A 22088-nucleotide genomic window follows, 5' to 3' on the forward strand; every position below is an offset into this window, starting at 1 on the left:
TAATTGTTGTGCTTTTGCGGTTGTCGGAGCATTTCGGAGGACACCAGTGGGACGACTCTTCGGTACGGACGGCGTGCGCGGGGTCGCCAACGCGGATCTCACGGCCGAGCTGGCGCTCGGGCTGTCGGTCGCGGCGGCGCACGTGCTCGCCGAGGCGGGCACCTTCGAGGGGCACCGCCCCACGGCCGTGGTCGGCCGTGACCCCCGCGCCTCCGGAGAGTTCCTCGAAGCCGCCGTGGTGGCCGGTCTCGCCAGCGCGGGCGTCGACGTCCTGCGGGTCGGTGTGCTGCCCACGCCGGCCGTGGCGTACCTCACCGGCGTGCTCGGCGCCGACATCGGGGTCATGCTCTCCGCCAGCCACAACGCCATGCCCGACAACGGCGTCAAGTTCTTCGCTCGCGGCGGCCACAAGCTCGCCGACGAGCTGGAAGACCGCATCGAGACCGTCTACGACCAGCACCGCACCGGCGCGCCCTGGGCCCGCCCCACCGGAGCCGGCGTGGGCCGAGTCACCGACTACACCGAGGGCTTCGAGCGGTACGTCGCCCACCTCATCGGCGTCCTGCCGAACCGGCTCGACGGCCTCAAGGTGGTGCTCGACGAGGCGCACGGCGCCGCCGCTTACGTCTCCCCGGAGGCGTTCGCGCGGGCCGGAGCGGAGGTCGTCACCATCGGCGCCGACCCCGACGGCCTCAACATCAACGACGGATGCGGCTCCACCCACCTCGGCCTCCTCCAGGCCGCCGTCGTCGAGAACGGCGCCGACTTCGGCATCGCGCACGACGGCGACGCCGACCGCTGCCTCGCCGTCGACGCCCAGGGCAACGAGATCGACGGCGACCAGATCCTCGCCGTCCTCGCCCTCGCGATGCGCGACGCCGGACAGCTCCGCGGCAACACCGTCGTCGGCACCGTGATGTCCAACCTCGGCTTCAAGATGGCCATGGAGCGCGAGGGCATCGAGCTCGTCCAGACCGCGGTCGGCGACCGGTACGTCCTGGAGGCCATGAAGGCCGAGGGGTACGCGCTCGGCGGCGAGCAGTCCGGCCACGTCATCGTGCTGGACCACGCCACCACCGGCGACGGCACCCTGACCGGCCTGATGCTGGCGGCCCGCGTCGCCGCCACCGGCCGTACCCTCGCCGAGCTCGCGGGCGTCATGCAGCGCCTGCCCCAGGTTCTCGTCAACGTCCCCGACGTCGACAAGTCCCGCGTCTCCACCTCCGCCGAGCTGGCCGCCGCCGTCGCCGAGGCCGAGCGCGAACTCGGTGCCACCGGACGGGTCCTGCTCCGCAAGTCCGGCACCGAACCGCTGGTACGCGTGATGGTGGAGGCGGCCGACTTCGGCCAGGCCCAGGCCATCGCGGGCCGGCTCGCCGACGTGGTGAAGTCCGCGCTCGGCTGAGGTTCTTGACCACACGTCACAACGGGGCGGCTCCTTTCGGGGTCGCCCCGTCGTGCTGTCGACAAGCCGCTACAGCTTCCGCAGGGAGAGCCGCTGCACCTTGTGGTCCGGGCCCTTGCGCAGCACCAGCGTCGCCCGGCTGCGGGTGGGCGCCACGTTCTCCAGCAGGTTCGGCTTGTTGATGGTCCGCCAGGTGGTGCGCGCGTACTCCATGGCCTCCTCCTCGGAGACCTGGGTGTACTTCGTGAAGTACGAGGACGGGTCCTGGAACGCCGTTGCGCGGAGCTTGCGGAACCGGGCGAGGTACCAGCTCTCGATGTCCTCGGCACGCGCGTCCACGTACACGCTGAAGTCGAAGTAGTCCGCGAGCCCCACCCTGGTCCGGCCGTCACTGCCCGGCAGCGCCGGCTGGAGGACGTTCAGCCCTTCCACGATCAGGATGTCCGGGCGGCGCACGGTGAGCCGCTCGTCGGGCACGATGTCGTAGATCAGGTGCGAGTAGACGGGGGCCGTGACCTCCGCCTTCCCCGACTTCACGTCCGCGACGAACCGGGTCAGCGCCCGCCGGTCGTACGACTCCGGGAACCCCTTCCGCGAGGTCAGCCCGCGCGCCCGCAGCTCCTTCATCGGCAGCAGGAACCCGTCCGTGGTCACCAGCTCCACCCGGGGGTGCTCCGGCCACCGCGCCAGCAGCGCCTGGAGCAGCCGGGCACTGGTCGACTTGCCGACCGCCACGCTCCCCGCGACCCCTATGACGAACGGGGTACCGCGCTGCGCCCCGTGACCGTTGCCCGCGTCCCCGAGGAAGGTGTTCAGGGCGCCGCGCAGGCCCGAGGTGGCCTGGACGTACAGGTTGAGCAGCCGGGAGAGCGGGAGGTAGACCTCGCGGACCTCGTCGAGGTCGATGACGTCCCCGAGGCCGCGCAGCCGCTCCACCTCCTCGGCGGTCAGCGGCAGCGGGGTCTTGTCGCGGAGGGCACTCCACTCGGCGCGCGAGAGGTCGACGTAGGGCGTCGGCCCGTGCTCGGTGCGACGCTGGCTGCCACGGGGCGGCGTTGTGATCACGTACTCATTGTTACGGGAGTTTGAACGGAGCGGGGGGTGGGGTCCCTCACGCGGGGTGGGGGTTGCGCGGGACGCGGTTCGGGGAGCGATCATGAGCCCGCGCCCGGGCGGTACGGGCCCGCAGGGCGGACCGCCGACGGCCGGCCCGTGCGGCAGGCAGGCGGGGAAGGGTGCCATCATGGCCGGAACCGCTCACGTCGCATGCCTCGTGGGGCCGACGAAACAGGTCCCGGACCCATGGTCCTGACCGCGCATCGGGTCGGTCGAGAATGGGCATCCCGCAGTCCGAGAAATCCGCTGCCGAGGAAATCGTGTGCGACTCCAGCATGGGAGCAGAGGCGTGAATGAGATGGGCGAGATATCCGCGAGTGAACTGCTGACCTCATTCGCGTTCGATTCCGAAGTTGCCGGACTGGCCAAGGACGCACTTCTTTCCGGAGCGCATCTCACGGTCCTGCCCTTTTCTGCTTCCGCGGCGTCCATTCGGGTTATGTGCCATATGCGGTTGCGCATCGTGCGCATGCGTGGGGGGCTAACCCTCGGGGACGCGGAGTGTCTTGCGGGCCTTGCCGACATGGGCGATCAGGACGTCTATCTGGGCTTCGTGGACGATCGCGCACGTACGGGGTGGTGGTTTCACCTCTACCTCGACCCGCTCCGTCTCACCGTGGCCGGATGTGTAGCGGTCGGGCAAATTCCCCGAAGGTGAGCCCTCGCCGGGCCTTTCCGGGTAAAGAGCGAACAATTCACCGTGCGGCGCCTCTGCCGCCTTACCGGATCGCTTTCCGCCGAAGCTGATTCCCGCTGGAGATGGGCTAGGAGCGTCGACAGGGCGCCGTGGGAGGTACTTGGCGACGCGCTGGTGCGAGGACATGGCGTTGGCGGGGCCGGCGGAGATTCAGGAGCTCGCCGCCGGGCGGACGGACGCCGCAGCGGCCGGGTTGCTGCGCCGGCAGCGCGTCCACATGATCGCGAACACCTGCCACCGGATTCCGTTTCCGACCGGGACCATCCTGGAGGTGAACGCGGTGAGCCTTCCCCGCACGTTCAAGGACGGGTGGACCCGGACGCGGGAGGAGGGGCGGGAGTGGTCGGCGGGCCTGGGCTACGCGCCGCCCCGCTCGACAGGGCGGGTGCTTGCCTCGAATCCGGCGGCAGGGTGACGGGTGGGTCGCGCGCGGCGGGATCGCCCGACTACGCGCCGTCGTACTCCGCCCGGCTGACCTCCACCGCCGGGCCGTGATCCACGGCCCACTCCGCCAACGCCACCGCCGGCCCGATCAAGGTCCGCCCCCGCGCCGTGAGTTCGTACTCGACCCGGGGCGGCACCTCCGGGTAGGACGTCCGGCGCACCAGCCCGTCCCGCTCCAGGTTCCGCAGGGTGCGGGTCAGCATGCGCTGGGAGATGCCGGGGACGCGGTGCTGGAGTTCGCCGAAGCGGAGGCGTTCGCCGTCGAGGGTGGCCACGACCAGCAGGGACCAGCGGTCGCCGATGCGGTCCAGCAGGCCCCGGATCGTACGGCCGCCGTCGCCGCGGATGAGACAGGAGCCTCGGTTCTTCGACATGGGCAACCGTCCTCTTCTCCGCTCACGCACACCGGTGTGCCTTTTGTACGCGGTTCCGTCCGCCCCCATCATGTGGGTCCGCACCGGACCGCTCACCATCATGACGGAGGACGAGGATGGACATCGCGTACTGGATCGTCGCAGCGCTTCTGGCGGTCTTCTACCTCTACGCCGGAGGCAAGAAGGCCGCCCAGAGCAAGGAGCGGCTCGCGCCCATGATGGGCTGGGTGGACACCGTGCCGATGGGGGCGGTCCGGGGGATCGGGGCCGTCGAGATCCTCGGGGCGGCCGGGCTGATCCTGCCGCCGCTCACCGGGATCGCCCCCGTCCTCGCGCTGGTCGCCGCGCTCGGCCTCGTCGTGCTCCAACTCCTCGCGGGCGGGCTGCACCTGTTCCGGGGCGAGGTCAAGGAGACCGGGCTCAACGCCGCGCTCATCGTGCTCGCCGCCGTGGCCGCCTGGCTCGCTGCCGCCCGCTGAGACCGGTGTGGCCGGACCGGCCCACGCCCACCCCTTCCGTAACCCCCGCCCTCCCCGCCTCCCGCGCCTTATCGTGCCGACATGTGTGGAATCGTGGGTTATGTCGGATCACAGTCGGCGCAGGACGTAGTCGTCGCGGGGCTCAAGCGGCTGGAGTACCGGGGGTACGACTCCGCCGGGGTCGCCGTGCTGGCGGACGGGGGACTGGCCAGCGCCCGTAAGGCGGGAAAGCTGGTCAACCTGGAGAAGGAGCTCAAGGACCGGCCGCTGCCCGCCGGTCTCACCGGAATCGGGCACACCCGGTGGGCGACGCACGGGGCGCCGACGGACGCCAACGCGCACCCGCACCTGGACAACGCGGGCCGGGTCGCCGTCGTGCACAACGGGATCATCGAGAACTTCGCCACCCTGCGCACCGAGTTGACCCGGCGCGGGCACGACCTCACCTCGGACACCGACACCGAGGTGGTGGCGCACCTGCTGGCCGAGGAGTTCGGGGCGGGCAGCGGGCTCGCCGAGTCGATGCGGCGGGTCTGCCGACGCCTCGAAGGGGCCTTCACCCTGGTCGCCGTACACGCGGACGAGCCGGACACCGTCGTCGGCGCGCGGCGCAACTCACCGCTGGTGGTGGGGGTCGGGGACGGGGAGGCGTTCCTCGCCTCGGACGTCGCCGCGTTCATCGCGCACACCCGGGACGCCGTCGAGCTGGGCCAGGACCAGGTGGTGGAGGTACGCCGGGACCGGGTCACCGTCACCGGGTTCGACGGTACGCCCGCCGAGGTGCGCGGCTACCACGTCGACTGGGACGCCTCCGCCGCCGAGAAGGGCGGGTACGACTCCTTCATGCTCAAGGAGATCGCCGAGCAGCCCCGGGCCGTAGCCGACACCCTCCTCGGGCGCATCGACGGCGAGGGCGCGCTGACGCTGGACGAGGTGCGCCTGACGCCGAGCGTGCTGCGGGAGATCGACAAGGTGGTCGTGGTGGCCTGCGGCACCGCGTACCACGCGGGTCTGATCGCCAAGTACGCCATCGAGCACTGGACCCGGCTGCCCTGCGAGACCGAGCTGGCCAGCGAGTTCCGCTACCGCGACCCGATCCTCTCGCCGAACACCCTGGTCGTCGCGATCTCGCAGTCCGGCGAGACCATGGACACCCTCATGGCGCTCCGGCACGCCCGTGAGCAGGGCGCGCACGTGCTGGCCATCTGCAACACCAACGGCTCGACCATCCCGCGCGAGTCCGACGCCGTCCTCTACACGCACGCCGGGCCCGAGGTCGCGGTCGCCTCCACCAAGGCGTTCCTCACCCAACTCGTCGCCTGCTACCTCGTCGCGCTCTACCTCGCACAGGTGCGCGGGACGAAGTTCGGCGACGAGATCCGTACGATCGTCCGTCAACTGGCCGACATCCCGGACGCCGTCGAGAGCGTCCTCGCCACCATGGAGCCGGTCCGCGAGCTGGCCCGTTCCCTCGCGCACAAGAACACCGTGCTCTTCCTCGGCCGCCACGTCGGCCACCCGGTGGCGCTGGAGGGGGCGTTGAAGCTCAAGGAACTCGCGTACATGCACGCGGAGGGGTTCGCGGCGGGGGAGCTGAAGCACGGGCCGATCGCGCTGATCGAGGAGGACCTGCCGGTCGTCGTGGTCGCCCCGTCCCCGCGCGGGCGGTCCGTCCTGCACGACAAGATCGTCTCCAACATCCAGGAGATCCGCGCCCGGGGCGCCCGCACCATCGTCGTCGCGGAGGAGGGCGACGAGAGGGTCGCCCCGTACGCCGACCACCTCATTACGATTCCGGTGACGCCTACGCTGCTTCAGCCCCTGGTCGCCACGGTCCCGTTGCAGGTCTTCGCCTGCGAACTCGCGACGGCCCGGGGCAACGAGGTGGACCAGCCGCGCAACCTGGCGAAGTCCGTGACCGTGGAATAGCTCCGCGGCAGCAGAGGAACGAGGGTGGGCCCGTGATCATCGGGGTCGGGATCGATGTCGCCGAGATCGCGCGGTTCGACGCCGCGCTGGAACGTACGCCCCAGATGGCCGAGCGGCTCTTCCTCGCGGAGGAACTGATGCTGCCGGGCGGCGAGCGGCGCGGCATCGCCTCGCTCGCCGCCCGGTTCGCCGCGAAGGAGGCCGTCGCCAAGGCGCTCGGCGCGCCCGGCGGCCTCCTCTGGACCGACTGCGAGGTCTGGGTCGAGGACAGCGGGCAGCCCCGCCTGCGGGTCACCGGTACGGTCGCCGCCCGAGCCGAGGCCCTCGGCGTCCGCAACTGGCACCTCTCCCTCAGCCACGACGCGGGGGTGGCGTCGGCCATGGTCGTCGCGGAAGGTTGAGGCCGAGGGCTTGTCCGGGTGGGCGCACGGGTACGTGTGAGCCGACCCGCCGAATGATCATTTCCCGGACGTGTCCCTCCTGATCCGCGAAGGCGCGTTCCTCCTGACCTGCGAAGGGCTGACCGATGCGTACCGCTTACAGCGTGGAGACCGTACGGGCCGCCGAGCGGGCCCTGATGGCGCGGCTGCCCGAGGGCGCCCTGATGCAGCGGGCCGCAGCCGGGCTCGCGGTGGCCTGCGGGGACCTGCTGCGGCGCAACGGCCGGGTGTACGGGTCCCGGGTGCTGCTCCTGATCGGCAGCGGCGCCAACGGCGGCGACGCCCTCTACGCGGGCGCCCGCCTCGCCCGGCGCGGCGCGGGCGTCAGCGTCCTGCTCACCGCCCCCGGCCAGGCCCACGCGGGCGGGCTCGCCGCGCTGCGCGCGGCCGGCGGACGGGTGCTGGACCACCCCGAGGAGGCCGGGATCGTGGACCTCGTGGTGGACGGGATCACCGGCATCGGCGGCCGGGGCGGGCTGCGCCCGGAGGCCGCCGCCCTGGTGAAGGCGGTCACCGAGGGGCACGGCGCGCCGGTCCTCGCGGTGGACCTGCCCAGCGGAGTGGAGGCGGACAGCGGCGAGGTGCACGGGGAGGCGGTACGCGCCGACGCCACCGTCACCTTCGGTACGTACAAGCCGGGGCTGCTCATCGATCCCGGCGCCGAGCGGACCGGCGGGCTGCGGCTCGTCGACATCGGCCTCGGCCCGGAGCTGCCGGAGCGCCCCGACCTGGAGGCGCTCCAGTTCGCGGACGTGGCGGCGCTGCTGCCGCTGCCCGGCGCGGAGAGCGACAAGTACGGCCGGGGCGTCGTCGGCGTGGTCGCCGGTTCCGAGCGCTACCCGGGCGCGGCGGTCCTCGCCGTCGCCGGGGCGCTGCGCGGCGGTGCCGGTGCGGTGCGGTACGCCGGTCCCGGCGGGGAGACGGTGATCGCCCGGTTCCCCGAGACGCTGGTGCACGAGGGGCGGCCCTCGCAGGCGGGCCGGGTGCAGTCCTGGGTGGTCGGGCCGGGTCTCGGCGACGGGCGGGCGGCCACCGCCGCGGTCGAGGACGTGCTCGCCACGGACGTACCGGTGCTGATCGACGCGGACGGGCTGCGGCTGATGGACGGCGACACCGTGCGCTCCCGCTCGGCGGCCACCGTCCTCACCCCGCACGCCGGGGAGGCCGCGGCCCTGCTCGGCGTGGAACGCGCGGAGGTGGAGGCGGGCCGGCTCGCCGCCGTACGCGAACTCGCCGCCCGCTACCGCGCCACGGTCCTGCTGAAGGGGTCCACCACGCTGATCGCCGAGGCCGGCGACACGCCCGTACGGGTCAACCCGACCGGCACCGCGTGGCTCGCCACGGCCGGCAGCGGGGACGTGCTCTCCGGGCTGATCGGTTCACTGCTCGCGGCCGGCCTCGCCCCCCGCGACGCCGCCTCGGTCGGCGCCCACCTGCACGGACTCGCCGGGCGGCACGGCGCCGACGGGGCGCCCGTCTCCGCCCAGGACATCGCCGAGGGCATCCCGGCCGCCTGGCGGGACGTGCGCAGGGGCTGAGCGTGCGGGGCCCACCCGCCGGGACCACTCTGGAACGGGAGGCGGTACGCATGAGCGGTGAGGACGGCGGCAGCGGCATCCGGGTCCGCAGGGTCTACGACCCGCCCGAGCCGCGCGCGGACGGCGTCCGGGTGCTGGTCGACCGGCTCTGGCCGCGCGGGGTCTCCAAGGAGCGGGCCGCCGTCGACCGGTGGCTGAAGGACATCACCCCCTCGAACGAACTGCGCGGCTGGTACCACCAGGACCGCTCCGGCGCCCGGTACGACGCGTTCGTGGACCGCTACCGCGCCGAGCTCGACGACTCCGCGCACGCCGAGTCGGTCGCCCTCCTGCTGGGGCTGCTGGAGGGCGACGACCCGGTGACGCTGGTGACCTCCGTCAAGGACATCGACGCCGGCCATGTGCCCGTCCTCGTCGAGTACCTGGAACACGCGCGGGCCCACCGCCCCGGCGGCGCCTGAGCACACGGCACGGAAGACCCCGCGCACCGGGTCCCCGGCGGCCGACCTGAGACACTGGCCGCGATGAACGAGAAAGCGTCCTTGAGAGCCCGGGCCGAGATCGACCTCGCCGCACTCCGCGCCAACGTGCGCGTGCTGCGCGCGCGGGCGGGCGGGGCCCAACTCATGGCCGTGGTGAAGTCCGACGCCTACGGCCACGGGGCCGTGCCCTGCGCGCGGGCCGCGCTCGAAGCCGGGGCGACCTGGCTCGGCACCGCCACCCCGCAGGAGGCCCTGGCGCTGCGCGCCGCCGGGCTCGGCGGCCGGGTCATGTGCTGGCTGTGGACGCCCGGCGGCCCCTGGCGCGAGGCGGTCGAGGCGGACATCGACGTCTCCGTCAGCGGGCTGTGGGCGCTGCGCGAGGTGGTCGCCGCCGCCGCGGAGGCGGGCCGGACGGCCCGTATCCACCTCAAGGCCGACACCGGCCTCGGCCGCAACGGCTGCCAGCCCGCCGACTGGCCCGAACTGGTCGCCGAGGCCCGTACCGCCGAGGCGAGCGGGGCCGTCCGCGTCACCGGCCTCTGGTCCCACTTCGCCTGCGCCGACGAACCCGGCCACCCTTCGATCGCCGCCCAGCTCACGGTCTTCCGCGACATGGTGGCGTACGCCGAGAAGGCCGGCGTGGAGCCCGAGGTCCGGCACATCGCCAACTCCCCGGCCACCCTGACCGTGCCGGAGTCCCACTTCGACCTGGTGCGCACCGGGATCGCCATGTACGGCATCTCGCCCAGCCCCGAGCTCGGCGTCCCCGCCGACTTCGGGCTGCGCCCGGTGATGACGCTCTCCGCCTCCGTCGCCCTGGTCAAGCAGGTCCCCGCCGGACACGGCATCAGCTACGGCCACCACTACACGACCCCCACCGAGACCACCCTCGCCCTGGTGCCGCTCGGCTACGCCGACGGCATCCCGCGCCACGCCTCCGGGCGCGGTCCGGTGCTGGTCGCGGGCCGGGTGCGGACCGTCGCCGGGCGGGTGGCGATGGACCAGTTCGTCGTGGACCTGGAGGGCGACCGCACCGAGCCGGGCGCCGAGGCGGTGCTCTTCGGGCCGGGCGACCGGGGCGAGCCGACCGCCGAGGACTGGGCGGTGGCGGCGGACACCATCGCGTACGAGATCGTCACCAGGATCGGTACGCGGGTCCCCCGGGTACACGTCGGCGAGTAGCGGCGGCCACGCCGTACGGCACCACCGACGAGCACGGACCACGACCACGGACGAGGAGCGGGCACGGTGAGCGACAGCAGCGCGGGGGCCGCGGGAGACGTGGTGGCGGCGGCGACCGCCGCGGCGACCGGATGGCGCAGGGCCTCGGTCGCCGGGGCCGCCATAGGGGTACTCGCCGCGGGTGCGGCGGCCGGGGTCGCCGTGGAACGGCTCACGGTCGGCCGGGGCATGCGGAAGAGGGCGCGCCTCGCCCTGGACGCCTCCGGGCCGTACGGAGCCCTGCGCGGCACCCCCGGCCAGGCGGTCGCCGACGACGGCACCGCGCTGTACTACGAGATCGACGAGGTCGAGCCGGCGGCCGGTCCGAACGCGGGCGGCACCGGGCCGCGCAAGCGCCGCCTCTTCGGACGCAAGACCCCCGGCCCCGTCACCGTCGTCTTCAGCCACGGCTACTGCCTCGCCCAGGACTCCTGGCACTTCCAGCGGGCGGCGCTGCGCGGGCTTGTCCGCACGGTCCACTGGGACCAGCGCAGCCACGGCCGGTCGGCGCGCGGCCGGTCCCAGGCGGACGGGGTGCCGGTCACCATCGACCAGCTGGGCCGGGACCTGAAGGCGGTCATCGACGCGGCGGCCCCCGAGGGGCGCCTCGTGCTGGTCGGGCACTCGATGGGCGGCATGACGATGATGGCGCTCGCCGACCAGTACCCGGCCCTGGTCCGCGACCGGGTCGCCGCCGCCGCGTTCGTCGGTACGTCCAGCGGCCGGCTCGGAGAGGTCAACTTCGGGCTGCCGGTCGCGGGCGTCAACGCGGTGCGCCGGGTGCTCCCCGGCGTGCTGAAGGCGCTCGGTACGCAGACGGAGCTGGTGGAGCGGGGCCGCAGGGCCACCGCCGACCTCTTCGCGAGCCTGATCAAGCGGTATTCGTTCGGCTCCCGGGACGTGGACCCGGCGGTCGCCCGGTTCGCCGAGCGACTCATCGAGGCGACCCCGATCGACGTCGTCGCGGAGTTCTACCCGGCGTTCACCGAACACGACAAGAGCGCCGCGCTGCCCGCCTTCCGGGACATGCCGGTGCTGATCCTGGCGGGCGACAAGGACCTCGTCACCCCCAGTCCGCACAGCGAGGCCATCGCCGACGTGCTGCCCGACGCGGAGCTGGTCATCGTGCCGGACGCGGGCCATCTGGTGATGCTGGAGCACCCCGAGACGGTGACCGACCGGCTCGCGGACCTGCTGGTGCGGATCGGAGCCGTACCCGCTCCGACTAACGTGGTCTGACATGGAAGCACCGCACAACGGCCAGGCCGCCGAGAGCGTGGCGGCCCCGGACGCCGTCACCGTACGCATCGCCGTCGAGTCCCCCGAGCAGATGACCGAGCTCGGCCGGGAGCTGGCCGGGCTGCTGGCCCCCGGCGACCTGGTGATGCTCACCGGCGAGCTCGGCGCCGGAAAGACGACCCTGACCCGGGGACTCGGCGAGGGGCTCGGGGTGCGGGGCGCCGTCACGTCCCCCACCTTCGTGATCGCCCGGGTCCACCCCCCGCTGGGCGACGGCCCCGCCCTGGTCCACGTCGACGCCTACCGCCTGGGCGGCGGGCTCGACGAAATGGAGGACCTGGACCTCGACGTGTCGCTGCCGGACTCCGTGGTGGTCGTGGAGTGGGGCGACGGCAAGGTCGAGGAGCTCTCCGACGACCGGCTCCACGTGGTCATCGACCGCGCCACCGGCGACACCGACGACGAACGGCGCGAGGTGACCCTCGCGGGGGTCGGCGCGCGCTGGGCGGACCTGCGGACCCGGATCGGCGGCGGCTCGACCGGCTGAGGACGGACCGACGGCGGGAGCCGGAAGCATCGTCGCGGGGCGCCTTCCCAGGGGGAGGCGCCCCGCGGGCGTGGGTGCGGCCGGGTGCGCGCGCGGGCGCGTCCGGCCGAGCCGGGCGTCCCGCTGCCGTATCCGGGGGTGGTTTCCGACAAGGCGTCGGTAAAATGTTGCACAGACCGCCCCGCCCGTGGTGGTATGGGGTGGCGAACTGGTTAGGTATACCTAACTACTCCTCCAGTGGAGCCCAGGAGGCATCCATGCCGACGCCCGAGCGAGAAGTCCGGTACCCGTCCCCGTCCGGGGTGCCGATGAAGGTTCTGCTCGCGTCGTGTGCGGCGGCCAGTGCCGTGTCGACCCCACCGGCCGCCTCCGCGGAGGCGGCGGCCGATGCCCGCGCGACGGAGGACGGCGACGCGCACGGTGACGCGGCGAACGAGGACGACACCGCCGCCACGGTGCACGGAATCAGGCCGCCCGCGCAGCGCGAAGCGGCCTGATCACCCACCGGCGGCGGGACGCCCTCAACGGACGACGACGACCTTCACGCTGACCGTGGCGAACGACCACAGCGCGTCCGCGTCCTTCCGCGTCATCCGCACCCCGCCGGTCTTCAGCGTCGGGTCCGGGGTCGGCAGCGAGCCGTCCTGCGCCGCGCTGAAGCCGATCACGGTCTCGTCCACCTCGGCGAACCGCACCACGTGCTCGATCGGCACACCGTCCGAGCCGGTCACCGTGCCGGTGCGGGAGTAGACCGCGTACGAACCCGGCGCGGGGCTGACGCTGCTCGGCACCACCTGGAACGTCCGCGACGCCTTGCCGTCCTCGCCGACCAGCCACACCCGCTTGTCCTTGAGGGCGTACACGACCCGCAGGCCGGTCCCGGAACCGGCCGGAACCGCGAGCGGGTCGACGGTGGGCACGGGCTTCGTCTCGGGCTTCTTCGCGGACGCGGGCGCGGAGGCGCTCGCCGAGACGTCGGCCACCGAATCGGGGGCGTTCGCCGATGCCTGGTAAGCGAGGAATGCGACCGCGGCGACGGCCGCCGCAGTGAGCCCGGCCACGATTCCCGAGCTGCCCCTTGCCACCTGAGCTCCCCTTTCGCATACGGTCCGCCGCATGCCACTTGTCGCATGTCGTACAAGGTTTACGTCGTACTCGTGTATCCCGGGTGACGGTAGCAGCAGCCACGGGGCCCACCGGGACGACGTACGGGCGCGATGCCTCGGCCGGGGGAGCCGTAGGCTGTTTGCGTGCTCTTGCTCGCCATGGATACCGCCACCCCCGCCGTCACCGTCGCCCTCCACGACGGCACCTCCGTCGTCGCGGAGTCCGGCCAGGTGGACGCCCGACGCCACGGGGAGCTGCTGCTCCCCACCGTCGACCGCGTCCTCGCCGAGGCCGGAACCACCCTCGACGCCGTCACCGGCATCGTCGTGGGCGTCGGCCCCGGCCCCTACACCGGGCTGCGTGTCGGCCTGGTGACCGCCGCGACCTTCGCCTCCGCGCTCTCCGTCCCCGTGCACGGCCTGTGCACCCTCGACGGACTCGCGTACGCCGCCGGAGAGGCCGGGATCACCGGTCCCTTCGCCGTCGCCACGGACGCCCGCCGCAAGGAGGTCTACTGGGCGCGGTACACGGACTCCCGCACCCGGACCGGCGGCCCCTCCGTCGACCGGCCCGCCGACATCGCCGAGGAGCTGGCCGGACTGCCCGTCGTCGGCGCCGGAGCGGTGCTCTACCCCGACTCCTTCCCGGACGCGCGCGGCCCCGAGCACGTCTCGGCCGGCGCGCTCGCCGCGCTCGCCGCGGAACGCCTCGCCGCGGGCGAGAAGCTGCTCGACCCGCAGCCGCTCTACCTCCGCCGGCCCGACGCGCAGGTCCCGAAGAACTACAAGGTGGTCACCCCCAAGTGACCGACGTGACCGTCCCGACCGCTCAGCTGCGCGAAATGCGCTGGTGGGACATCGAACCGGTGCTGGAACTCGAACACGAGCTCTTCCCCGACGACGCCTGGTCGGCCGGGATGTTCTGGTCCGAACTCGCCCACGCCCGGGGCCCGCACGCCACCCGGCGCTACGTCGTCGCCGAGGAACCGGCCACCGGGCGGATCGTCGGCTACGCCGGACTCGCCGCCGCCGGCGACCTCGCCGACGTCCAGACCATCGGCGTCACCCGCGACCACTGGGGCGGCGGCCTCGGCTCGGAACTCCTCACCGACCTGCTGAAGCACGCCACCGCCTTCGAATGCGCCACCGTGCTGCTCGAAGTCCGCGTCGACAACACCCGCGCCCAGAAGCTCTACGAACGCTTCGGCTTCGAGCCGATCGGCTTCCGGCGCGGCTACTACCAGCCGGGCAACATCGACGCACTCGTCATGCGCCTCCACGTACAAGGAACAGAGAATGGCTGATGGCAATGGCTGACGAACCGCTCGTACTCGGCATCGAGACCTCCTGCGACGAGACCGGCGTCGGCATCGTGCGCGGCACCACCCTCCTCGCCGACGCCGTCGCGTCCAGCGTGGACACCCACGCCCGCTTCGGCGGAGTCGTCCCGGAGATCGCCTCCCGCGCCCACCTGGAAGCGATGGTCCCCACCATCGAGCGCGCCCTGGAGACGGCCGGCGTCAGCGCCCGCGATCTGGACGGCATCGCCGTCACCGCCGGTCCGGGCCTCGCCGGAGCGCTCCTCGTCGGCGTCTCGGCCGCCAAGGCGTACGCGTACGCCCTGAACAAGCCGCTCTACGGCGTGAACCACCTCGCCTCGCACATCTGCGTCGACCAGCTGGAGCACGGCCCGCTGCCCGAGCCGACCATGGCCCTGCTGGTCAGCGGCGGCCACTCCTCGCTGCTCCTCGCCCCCGACATCACCAGTGACGTACGGCCGCTCGGCGCCACCATCGACGACGCGGCGGGCGAGGCATTCGACAAGATCGCCCGCGTCCTCGACCTCGGCTTCCCCGGCGGCCCGGTCATCGACCGCCTCGCCCGCGAGGGCGACCCGAAGGCCATCGCCTTCCCGCGCGGCCTGTCCGGCTCCCGTGATCCCGCGTACGACTTCTCCTTCTCCGGGCTCAAGACCTCGGTCGCCCGCTGGATCGAGGCGAAGCGTGCGGCCGGAGAGGAGGTGCCGGTACGCGACGTGGCGGCGTCCTTCCAGGAAGCCGTGGTGGACGTGCTCACCCGCAAGGCCGTCCGCGCCTGCAAGGACGAGGGCGTCGACCACCTGATGATCGGCGGCGGCGTCGCGGCCAACTCCCGGCTCCGCGCACTGGCCCAGGAACGCTGCGAGCGCGCCGGAATCCGGCTCCGGGTACCCCGCCCCGGACTCTGCACCGACAACGGCGCGATGGTCGCCGCCCTCGGCGCCGAGATGGTCGCCCGCAACCGTCCCGCCTCCGACTGGGAGCTGTCCGCCGACTCCTCGCTGCCGGTGACCGACCCGCACGTCCCCGGCGCCCAGCACGACGGTCACGCACACGGCCCCACCCACGACCACGACCACGTGCACGAGATCAGCAAGGACAATCTGTACTCATGACCGTCGCGCTGATGTGGGAGGCCCGCGCCACCGGCGGGCGGGGTACCGAACTGCTGGAGTGGGCCCGCGCCCGCGCCGGCGAACTCGCCCGCACCCCGCTGCGCACCGAACTGCTGCGCGCCCCGCAGGACCGGGTCCTGGTCATCACCTGGTGGCCGGGGGAGTACGGCGACGAGCTGCCGGAACTCCCCGAGCCCGACGCGCGGCTGATCACCCGCGCGGTGCACCGCTGGCGCTTCGAGTCGCTGGGGCCGGTCGACTCCTGAGGACTGCGGCCGGCGACGGGCGGCAGGGGCCGGTGGCGCGCCGCCGGCCGCCCGGCCGGCCACCCGCCGCCGCTTCCAGCGGTGCGCCCGGCGGCCCGTGACCGGCCGGCCCGGGCGGGCGTCCGTACGGGCGGCGGCTCCGCGTGTCCGATGAGTTCGGGGCGCCCGCCGGGTCTACCTTCCAGACCCCGGACCGGTGACGAACCCGGGCTCGGGACACCGACCGGCGGGACCCCTGGAGGAGAAGACCATGCAGAAGATCACCCCCTGTCTCTGGTTCGACGGCCGGGCCGCCGAGGCCGCCGGCTTCTACGTCTCCACGTTCGGCGGCGACTCGCGCGTCCTGGAGACCAGCCACTACCCCGAGGGCTCCCCGGGCGAGGACGGCGCCGTGATGACGGTCCGTTTCCGGCTCGCGGACCAGGAGTACCTCGGCCTCAACGGCGGACCCGCCTTCCACTTCACCGAGGCCGTCTCGCTCTCCGTGGACTGCGCGGACCAGGCCGAGGTGGACCGGCTGTGGGCGGCGCTCACCGAGGGCGGCGAGGAGAGCCGGTGCGGCTGGCTCAAGGACAGGTTCGGGCTGTCCTGGCAGATCGTGCCGCGCGCCCTCCCCGACATCCTCGGCGGCCCCGACCGGGCCCGCGCCGACCGCGCCATGAAGGCGATGATGGGCATGGGCAAGCTCGACGTGGAGGCGCTGCTCAACGCCTGAGGGCGGGCCGAGGCGGAAGTGCCGCGCGGCGCCCGGGAGCGGGCCGAGGCGGAGGCGCCGCTCACGCCCGACGGTGGACCCGGCGATCGCGTCCCGCAACCGACGGCCGAGCACCGCGCGTTCGCCTCCGGGGTCCGTAACCGCCCCGGGACGCAAGCCCGTTGCCGGCCGGGTCGGTAGGGTCGGCGCCATGCCTTCCAGAGCCCCGCTGCCCCCGCCTCCGCCGCCCGCGGAGATCCGGTCATGGCCGGACCGGTCCTCCCTGCTCGCCGACCGGGCCGAGGTCCTCGGCGAGCTGGTGAGGCTGCACGTCGGCGGCGGGCGGCTCGCCCTCCTCCTGACCTGGGGCGGACTCGCCGCCCTCGGCTGGGCGCTCGTCGGTACGGCGGTGATCTTCTTCGAGGAGGCCCTCGACCCGATCAGCGACCTGATCGCGGTCGTCCTGCTCTTCGCCGGCCTCGCCGTGTTCGTACCGGCGGCCGTGTTCCTCGGCCTCGACATCGCGCGGACCCGCAGGGTCCGTGCGCTGCTGGCCGACTGGGGCGGGCTCGACAGCGACCCCGACCGGGACGGGTCGCTGCGCAGGCCCGGGCTCGGGCTCGCCTGGCTGCTGCTCTCCTACGCCCTGTGCGCCGCCGGCCTCTTCGCCTGCTTCGCCGTTCCGGCGGCGGCCACGCCGGGCGAGGACCCGTACGGCCTGGTGGTCCTCGGGATGGGGATCGGCCTCTGCGCGTGGATCACCGGACTGACCGGCGCGGTCACCGCGGTCGCGCACCGCCGCTGGGTGGTGCGGGTGCTGGGCGGTGTCTGACCGTTCCCGTCCGGCGGGCTGATCAGCCCGCCGGACGGAAGGGCCGGCCGATCAGCATGGTCGGAGCCCCGGCGACCCGGGTCAGCAGGACCGTCGCGGAGTTCGGCCCCGCGAGCTTCATCCGGCGGCGCACCTCCTCCGGCTCCACCGCCGAACCGCGCTTCTTCACCGTCAGCACCCCCACTTCCCGTTCCCGCAGCAGCGCCTTCAGCCGCTTCATGTTGAACGGGAGCCGGTCGGTGATCTCGTACGCGGAGGTGTACGGGGAGGCGTACGGCCGGTCGCTGGTGACGTAGGCGATCGTCTCGTCGATCAGCCGCCCGTCGCACCGGGCCACGATGTCGGCGACCAGGCTGGCCCGGATCACCGCGCCGTCCGGCTCGTACAGGTAGCGGCCGACCGGCCCGACCGGTGGAGCCGGCAGCGGGGAGCGGGTGGCGAGGGTGGCCCCGGACGGCAGCAGGGTCGCCCGGTAGGAACCGGCTTCGAAGCCCTCGCCGTACCAGAGCACGGCTTCCTTCACGTCCCCGCCGTCCGAGATCCATTCGGCCTCGGCCTCCGGGCCGATCGCCTCGTGCGGGATGCCCGGTGCGATCTTCAGCGCCGCGCGCGGGGCCTTCAGCGCGGCGGCGGTCGCCCAGGACAGCGGGGGCGAGTACGCCTCCGGGTCGAAGATCCGGCCGCGTCCGCCGCGCCGCGCGGGGTCGACGAAGACGGCGTCGTACGGGGAGGTGTCGATGTCGGTCACGTCGGCGCACCGGACCTCGATCAGCCCGGACAGGCCGAGGGCCTCGGCGTTGGCGCGGGCCACCTCCGCGGTGAGCGGGTCGCGGTCGACCGCGAGCACCGCGATGCCCGCGCGGGCCAGCGCGATCGCGTCACCGCCGATGCCGCAGCACAGGTCCGCCACCCGGCGCACCCCGCCGAGCGCGGCGAACCGTCCGGCCCGGTAGGTGGCGACCGAGGTACGGGTGGCCTGCTCGACGCCGTTGGGCGTGAAGTACATCCGGTACGCGTCCTCGGCACCGAACTTCGCCACCGCCCGCTGCCGCAGCCGGGCCTGCCCCAGCGCGGCCGAGACCAGGTCCGGCGCGTGGTCGCGGCGCAGCCGGGTGGCGGTGGCCAGCTCGCGCGCCGGGTCGTGGTCCCGCAGCCCGTCCAGGAGGGCGGCGCCTTCGGGCGTACGCAGGGCGGCGAAGGAGGCGAGCGGGTCGGCGGGGCCGTCACCGGCGGGGAGAGGAGCGTTCACCCGTCCCATTGTGGGCCAGCGGCAGGCGTGGGCCGCCCCGGGACGCCTGGCCCCGCCCGACGGGCTGTCGCCCCGGGGACGGCCCGTCGGGCTGTGCGCCACGCGGGGGACGCGGCGGGGCGCCCGGCGGTGTCGGGTCGGGGCGCCGGGGGAGGGCTGGCAGGATGCGGCGCCATGCAACTAGTACGACAAAAGGAAAAAAGAACCACGAAGCGGCGCAGATCGGTCACGATCGCTCTCGTGGCCCTGCTCGGCGCCGCACTCGCCTCCGGATGCGGCCAGGGCTCCCCGGGCGCCGACCACCACTCCCGCCAGGGCGCGGCGGGCGCCGGCGGCCGGGCGGCGGCCGGACCGGCCCCGCAGGCCGCCCCGGTCAGCGCCCTCCTCTCCTACGCGGAGCGGCTGAAGCGACGCCAGGCGCGGCGGGTCGCGGTCGCCAGGAAGTGGGGGCTGGCGGACGTCCCGCTGACCGCCCCCGCACCGCCCGCCGAGAAGCCGCGGATCACCAGTCGCGAGGGTTTCGAGGTCGACGACGGCGAGGACCTGCCGCAGGTGTTCACGACCGTCCCCACCGACGAGCGGATCGTCTTCCTCACCATCGACGACGGGGCCGAGAAGGACCCCGAGTTCCTGCGGATGATGGACGAGCTGAAGATCCCGTACAGCGCCTTCCTCAGCGACTACCTCGCGAGCGAGGACTACGGCTACTTCGCCCGGATGCAGAAGAAGGGGGTCACGCTCAACAACCACACCCTCACCCACCCCTACCTCCCCGGTCTCTCCTACGAACGGCAGAAGAAGGAGATCTGCGACCAGCAGGACAGGATCGAGAAGCACTTCGGCAAGCGGCCGGTGCTGCTCCGGCCTCCGTACGGCAACTACAACCGCGACACCCTCGTCGTCGCCAAGTCCTGCGGCATCAAGGCCGTGCCGCTCTGGGCGGAGGAGGCGTTCCCCGACCACATGGACTGGCGTGAGTGGGACCGGGACCTGCACCCCGGCGACATCGTCCTCACCCACTTCCAGGGACGTGATCAGTGGAAGGGGACCATGACCGACATGGTCCGCAACGTCATGAAGGTCATCACGGACAAGGGGTACGCGGTCGCCCGGCTGGAGGACTACGTCTGATCCCCGGGCGGGCGCGCGGCGGCGCGCGCCTGCCCCCGCCGTCCCCGCGCCTGCCCCCGCCGTCCCTGGCCGATCTCCACCGCCCCTCCCGCGGACTTCCGGAGGCGCGGGGTCGGCGCCGGGCCGGCGCGTCGTCGGGGCGCGCACCTTAGGCGGAACCCGGGCACGCGGCCCCCCCGGACGGTCCGCCCCGGCGGGCGGCCGACGCCACGCACGGGTACTCAATTGGCACTCCGCTTGACCGAGTGCTAATCGCAGTCATAGTCTCGGTGCTGGCACTCCCCCCTGGAGAGTGCCAGCAGTACCGTGCGACAGGGCAGGTCCGGCACCCGCGACGACGGATCCGGCCCGGTCGCCGACCCAGACTGTTAAACCCCGTGAGATCTCCGAAGGGGGAGACCGGATCGTGTCGACCACCAGCTCCAAGGTTGCGATCAAGCCGCTCGAGGACCGCATTGTGGTCCAGCCGCTCGACGCCGAGCAGACCACGGCTTCCGGCCTGGTCATTCCGGACACCGCCAAGGAGAAGCCCCAGGAGGGCGTCGTCCTGGCCGTGGGCCCGGGCCGCTTCGAGAACGGCGAGCGCCTTCCGCTCGACGTCAAGACCGGCGATGTCGTCCTGTACAGCAAGTACGGCGGCACCGAGGTGAAGTACAACGGCGAGGAGTACCTCGTCCTCTCGGCGCGCGACGTCCTCGCGATCATCGAGAAGTAATTCACCCACATTTGCTGTGTGTTCTGCGCCCCTGGCCCCCTGCGAAATAACTAGCCGGGCGGCGAGGGGCGCAGTTCGTTCGAGAGGGAAAAACAGCCCATGCCGAAGATTCTGAAGTTCGACGAGGACGCCCGTCGCGCCCTTGAGCGCGGCGTCAACAAGCTTGCCGACACGGTCAAGGTGACGATCGGCCCCAAGGGCCGCAACGTCGTCATCGACAAGAAGTTCGGCGCGCCCACCATCACCAACGACGGTGTCACCATCGCGCGCGAGGTCGAGCTCGACGACCCGTACGAGAACCTCGGTGCCCAGCTGGTGAAGGAGGTCGCCACCAAGACCAACGACGTCGCCGGTGACGGCACCACCACCGCCACCGTGCTCGCCCAGGCGCTCGTCCGCGAGGGTCTGCGCAACGTCGCCGCGGGTGCCTCCCCGGCCTCGCTGAAGAAGGGCATCGACGCCGCGGTCAAGGCCGTGTCCGAGGAGCTCCTCGCGACCGCCCGTCCGATCGAGGACAAGTCCGACATCGCCGCCGTGGCCGCGCTCTCCGCGCAGGACCCGCAGGTCGGCGAGCTCATCGCGGACGCGATGGACAAGGTCGGCAAGGACGGTGTCATCACCGTCGAGGAGTCCAACACCTTCGGCCTGGACCTCGAGTTCACCGAGGGCATGGCCTTCGACAAGGGCTACCTGTCCCCGTACATGGTGACCGACCAGGAGCGTATGGAGGCCGTCCTCGACGACCCGTACATCCTGATCCACCAGGGCAAGATCGGCTCGATCCAGGAGCTGCTCCCGCTGCTGGAGAAGGTCATCCAGGCCGGCGGCTCCAAGCCCCTGCTGATCATCGCCGAGGACGTCGAGGGCGAGGCGCTCTCCACCCTCGTCGTCAACAAGATCCGTGGCACCTTCAACGCCGTCGCGGTGAAGGCCCCGGGCTTCGGTGACCGCCGCAAGGCCATGCTCGGCGACATCGCCACCCTCACGGGTGCGACCGTCATCGCCGAGGAGGTCGGCCTCAAGCTCGACCAGGCCGGTCTGGACGTGCTGGGCACCGCCCGCCGCGTGACCGTCTCCAAGGACGACACGACCATCGTCGACGGTGGCGGCGACGGCGCTGACGTCAAGGGCCGCGTCAACCAGATCAAGGCCGAGATCGAGAACACGGACTCCGACTGGGACCGCGAGAAGCTCCAGGAGCGCCTCGCGAAGCTGGCCGGCGGCGTGTGCGTGATCCGCGTCGGTGCCGCCACCGAGGTCGAGCTCAAGGAGAAGAAGCACCGTCTGGAGGACGCCATCTCCGCGACCCGCGCCGCGGTCGAGGAGGGCATCGTCTCCGGTGGTGGCTCTTCCCTCGTCCACGCCGTCAAGGTCCTGGAGGGCAACCTCGGCAAGACCGGCGACGAGGCCACCGGTGTCGCGGTCGTGCGCCGCGCCGCCGTCGAGCCGCTGCGCTGGATCGCCGAGAACGCCGGCCTCGAGGGTTACGTCATCACCTCGAAGGTCTCCGAGCTCGACAAGGGCCAGGGCTTCAACGCCGCCACCGGCGAGTACGGCGACCTGATCAAGGCCGGCGTCATCGACCCGGTCAAGGTCACCCGCTCCGCCCTGGAGAACGCCGCGTCCATCGCGTCGCTGCTGCTCACGACCGAGACCCTGGTCGTCGAGAAGCCGGCCGAGGAAGAGGCCGAGGCCGGTCACGGTCACGGCCACTCCCACTAAGGCGTGTTGCGAAAGTAGCGCCGTCCGT

25 protein-coding genes are annotated in these 22088 nt (G+C 72.8%); 21 read left to right on the plus strand and 4 right to left on the minus strand.

Going from position 1 to position 22088, the window contains the following annotated elements:
- Nucleotides 1-46 precede the first annotated feature (46 nt).
- Nucleotides 47-1405, plus strand: a complete 1359-nt coding sequence (glmM, locus tag OHT52_RS18510; protein ID WP_328721302.1) for a phosphoglucosamine mutase — start codon at nucleotides 47-49, stop codon at nucleotides 1403-1405.
- A 69-nt stretch (nucleotides 1406-1474) separates the two neighbouring features.
- Here glmM and coaA read toward each other — a convergent pair whose 3' ends face one another.
- Nucleotides 1475-2470: a type I pantothenate kinase gene (coaA, locus tag OHT52_RS18515; RefSeq protein ID WP_328721303.1), complete on the minus strand. Its 996-nt coding sequence runs from the start codon at nucleotides 2468-2470 to the stop codon at nucleotides 1475-1477.
- Between the two features lie 340 nt (nucleotides 2471-2810).
- Here coaA and OHT52_RS18520 point away from each other — a divergent pair, with 340 nt between their 5' ends.
- Both OHT52_RS18520 and OHT52_RS18525 read left to right on the plus strand, forming a co-directional pair.
- Complete coding sequence (locus OHT52_RS18520) at nucleotides 2811-3179, plus strand: hypothetical protein (RefSeq protein ID WP_328721304.1); 369 nt, start codon at nucleotides 2811-2813, stop codon at nucleotides 3177-3179.
- Between the two features lie 139 nt (nucleotides 3180-3318).
- Nucleotides 3319-3633: a hypothetical protein gene (locus OHT52_RS18525; protein WP_328721305.1), complete on the plus strand. Its 315-nt coding sequence runs from the start codon at nucleotides 3319-3321 to the stop codon at nucleotides 3631-3633.
- A 31-nt stretch (nucleotides 3634-3664) separates the two neighbouring features.
- Here the strand turns inward: OHT52_RS18525 and OHT52_RS18530 are convergent, their stop codons facing one another.
- The gene (locus tag OHT52_RS18530) at nucleotides 3665-4036 is read right to left on the minus strand and encodes a winged helix-turn-helix transcriptional regulator (protein ID WP_328721306.1); all 372 of its coding nucleotides are present in this window, start codon (nucleotides 4034-4036) and stop codon (nucleotides 3665-3667) included.
- A 116-nt stretch (nucleotides 4037-4152) separates the two neighbouring features.
- Between OHT52_RS18530 and OHT52_RS18535 the strand changes: the two genes are divergently transcribed.
- From OHT52_RS18535 to OHT52_RS18575, 9 genes are all read left to right on the plus strand, one after another.
- Nucleotides 4153-4515 carry a DoxX family protein gene (locus OHT52_RS18535; RefSeq protein ID WP_328721307.1) on the plus strand — a complete coding sequence of 121 codons (363 nt, stop codon included), beginning with the start codon at nucleotides 4153-4155 and terminating at the stop codon, nucleotides 4513-4515.
- Nucleotides 4516-4596: 81 nt separating this feature from the next.
- The gene (gene glmS, locus OHT52_RS18540; protein ID WP_328721308.1) at nucleotides 4597-6444 is read left to right on the plus strand and encodes a glutamine--fructose-6-phosphate transaminase (isomerizing); all 1848 of its coding nucleotides are present in this window, start codon (nucleotides 4597-4599) and stop codon (nucleotides 6442-6444) included.
- A gap of 32 nt (nucleotides 6445-6476) precedes the next feature.
- Nucleotides 6477-6845, plus strand: a complete 369-nt coding sequence (locus tag OHT52_RS18545) for a holo-ACP synthase (RefSeq protein WP_328721309.1) — start codon at nucleotides 6477-6479, stop codon at nucleotides 6843-6845.
- A 125-nt stretch (nucleotides 6846-6970) separates the two neighbouring features.
- The gene (locus OHT52_RS18550; RefSeq protein WP_328721311.1) at nucleotides 6971-8422 is read left to right on the plus strand and encodes an NAD(P)H-hydrate dehydratase; all 1452 of its coding nucleotides are present in this window, start codon (nucleotides 6971-6973) and stop codon (nucleotides 8420-8422) included.
- A gap of 50 nt (nucleotides 8423-8472) precedes the next feature.
- Nucleotides 8473-8883 (plus strand): DUF488 domain-containing protein, encoded by a 411-nt coding sequence (locus tag OHT52_RS18555; RefSeq protein WP_328721312.1) that lies wholly within the window; start codon nucleotides 8473-8475, stop codon nucleotides 8881-8883.
- 63 nt (nucleotides 8884-8946) lie between these two features.
- Entirely contained in the window at nucleotides 8947-10086 is a 1140-nt protein-coding gene (gene alr / locus OHT52_RS18560) for an alanine racemase (protein WP_328721313.1), read from the plus strand.
- A gap of 66 nt (nucleotides 10087-10152) precedes the next feature.
- Nucleotides 10153-11364: an alpha/beta fold hydrolase gene (locus OHT52_RS18565; protein WP_328721314.1), complete on the plus strand. Its 1212-nt coding sequence runs from the start codon at nucleotides 10153-10155 to the stop codon at nucleotides 11362-11364.
- 1 nt (nucleotide 11365) lies between these two features.
- Nucleotides 11366-11911 (plus strand): tRNA (adenosine(37)-N6)-threonylcarbamoyltransferase complex ATPase subunit type 1 TsaE, encoded by a 546-nt coding sequence (gene tsaE, locus OHT52_RS18570; protein WP_328721315.1) that lies wholly within the window; start codon nucleotides 11366-11368, stop codon nucleotides 11909-11911.
- 257 nt (nucleotides 11912-12168) lie between these two features.
- Nucleotides 12169-12408 carry a hypothetical protein gene (locus tag OHT52_RS18575; RefSeq protein ID WP_328721316.1) on the plus strand — a complete coding sequence of 80 codons (240 nt, stop codon included), beginning with the start codon at nucleotides 12169-12171 and terminating at the stop codon, nucleotides 12406-12408.
- A gap of 24 nt (nucleotides 12409-12432) precedes the next feature.
- Here the strand turns inward: OHT52_RS18575 and OHT52_RS18580 are convergent, their stop codons facing one another.
- Nucleotides 12433-12972: a hypothetical protein gene (locus OHT52_RS18580; RefSeq protein WP_328723795.1), complete on the minus strand. Its 540-nt coding sequence runs from the start codon at nucleotides 12970-12972 to the stop codon at nucleotides 12433-12435.
- Between the two features lie 204 nt (nucleotides 12973-13176).
- Here OHT52_RS18580 and tsaB point away from each other — a divergent pair, with 204 nt between their 5' ends.
- From tsaB to OHT52_RS18610, 6 genes are all read left to right on the plus strand, one after another.
- Nucleotides 13177-13824 carry a tRNA (adenosine(37)-N6)-threonylcarbamoyltransferase complex dimerization subunit type 1 TsaB gene (gene tsaB, locus OHT52_RS18585; protein ID WP_328723796.1) on the plus strand — a complete coding sequence of 216 codons (648 nt, stop codon included), beginning with the start codon at nucleotides 13177-13179 and terminating at the stop codon, nucleotides 13822-13824.
- Between the two features lie 5 nt (nucleotides 13825-13829).
- Nucleotides 13830-14321, plus strand: a complete 492-nt coding sequence (gene rimI, locus OHT52_RS18590; RefSeq protein ID WP_328723797.1) for a ribosomal protein S18-alanine N-acetyltransferase — start codon at nucleotides 13830-13832, stop codon at nucleotides 14319-14321.
- Nucleotides 14322-14326: 5 nt separating this feature from the next.
- Nucleotides 14327-15451 carry a tRNA (adenosine(37)-N6)-threonylcarbamoyltransferase complex transferase subunit TsaD gene (gene tsaD / locus OHT52_RS18595; RefSeq protein ID WP_328723798.1) on the plus strand — a complete coding sequence of 375 codons (1125 nt, stop codon included), beginning with the start codon at nucleotides 14327-14329 and terminating at the stop codon, nucleotides 15449-15451.
- Nucleotides 15448-15717, plus strand: coding sequence for a hypothetical protein (locus OHT52_RS18600; protein ID WP_328721317.1), 270 nt, complete (start codon nucleotides 15448-15450; stop codon nucleotides 15715-15717). Before tsaD ends, OHT52_RS18600 begins: the two co-directional genes overlap by 4 nt.
- Nucleotides 15718-15967: 250 nt before the next feature.
- Nucleotides 15968-16432, plus strand: coding sequence for a VOC family protein (locus OHT52_RS18605; protein ID WP_328721318.1), 465 nt, complete (start codon nucleotides 15968-15970; stop codon nucleotides 16430-16432).
- A 190-nt stretch (nucleotides 16433-16622) separates the two neighbouring features.
- Entirely contained in the window at nucleotides 16623-17243 is a 621-nt protein-coding gene (locus OHT52_RS18610) for a hypothetical protein (protein WP_328721319.1), read from the plus strand.
- Nucleotides 17244-17265: 22 nt separating this feature from the next.
- On the opposite strand, the gene OHT52_RS18615 is transcribed toward OHT52_RS18610, so the two are convergent.
- Complete coding sequence (locus OHT52_RS18615) at nucleotides 17266-18501, minus strand: THUMP-like domain-containing protein (RefSeq protein WP_328721320.1); 1236 nt, start codon at nucleotides 18499-18501, stop codon at nucleotides 17266-17268.
- Between the two features lie 165 nt (nucleotides 18502-18666).
- Between OHT52_RS18615 and OHT52_RS18620 the strand changes: the two genes are divergently transcribed.
- The 3 genes from OHT52_RS18620 to groL all read left to right on the plus strand — a co-directional run bounded on the left by OHT52_RS18620 (nucleotide 18667) and on the right by groL (nucleotide 22060).
- Complete coding sequence (locus tag OHT52_RS18620) at nucleotides 18667-19623, plus strand: polysaccharide deacetylase family protein (RefSeq protein WP_328721321.1); 957 nt, start codon at nucleotides 18667-18669, stop codon at nucleotides 19621-19623.
- A 406-nt stretch (nucleotides 19624-20029) separates the two neighbouring features.
- Complete coding sequence (gene groES, locus OHT52_RS18625; protein WP_028439209.1) at nucleotides 20030-20338, plus strand: co-chaperone GroES; 309 nt, start codon at nucleotides 20030-20032, stop codon at nucleotides 20336-20338.
- A gap of 99 nt (nucleotides 20339-20437) precedes the next feature.
- Entirely contained in the window at nucleotides 20438-22060 is a 1623-nt protein-coding gene (gene groL, locus OHT52_RS18630; RefSeq protein ID WP_328721322.1) for a chaperonin GroEL, read from the plus strand.
- The last annotated feature ends 28 nt before the right edge of the window (nucleotides 22061-22088 follow it).

It is taken from the genome of Streptomyces sp. NBC_00247 (assembly GCF_036188265.1).
Classification (GTDB): Bacteria; Actinomycetota; Actinomycetes; order Streptomycetales; family Streptomycetaceae; genus Streptomyces.